Source organism: Psychrobacter sp. AOP31-B2-9, from assembly GCF_052378005.1.
GTDB lineage: Bacteria > Pseudomonadota > Gammaproteobacteria > Pseudomonadales > Moraxellaceae > Psychrobacter.
On the sequence record NZ_JBQSXG010000322.1, the window covers coordinates 1 to 635 of the forward strand.

Here is a 635-nt window from a genome sequence, read left to right on the forward strand (position 1 = left end):
AGGTGAAAAAAAGACCTAAATGCGCTAGCATCAAAGTTTTTATCCACCGACCAAAGTGAGATTGCAACCATGAGCTATACGCATCTAAGCCTAGGTGAACGATACCAGATTTATGCCCTTAAAGGGGCAAAACATAGTATTAATTTCATAGCGAGGGCGTTAAACAGAAGTCCCAGTACCATATCAAGAGAGCTTAGGCGTAATAAAAGCCTACGAGGTTACCGAGCAAAGCATGCTAATAACAAGGCTTGTGACAAACGGGCTAACAACGCCACAACTATTGTGGCTGACCTCTGGGCATGGGTGACAGACAAGCTTAAAGAGAACTGGAGTCCTGAGCAAATATCTGGCGTTCATGCTGGTATCAGTCATATGAGCATTTATCGCTATATTTGGCGTGATAAGAGACAGGGCGGCAAGTTATGGCAGTGTCTCAGACGTAAAGCCAAACCATACCGGCAGCGTCTAACTGCTGAGACCCGAGGCCGTATCAATGACAGAGTCTCGATTCATGAACGCCCTTGTATTGTTGAAGAACGCTCACGTATTGGTGACTGGGAAGCGGATACCATTATCGGTCAGCATCACAAGCAAGCGATTGTCACGCTCGTTGAACGTAAAACGGGGCTATTGAA

At 46.0% G+C, this 635-nt stretch carries 1 protein-coding gene; it reads left to right on the top strand.

Features of this window, described 5'->3' with window-relative positions; genetic code table 11:
- Positions 1 to 69: 69 nt before the first annotated feature.
- Positions 70 to 635, top strand: a 566-nt coding sequence (locus ACT3SX_RS15445) for an IS30 family transposase (protein ID WP_444761863.1), incomplete at its 3' end; no start/stop codon positions are given.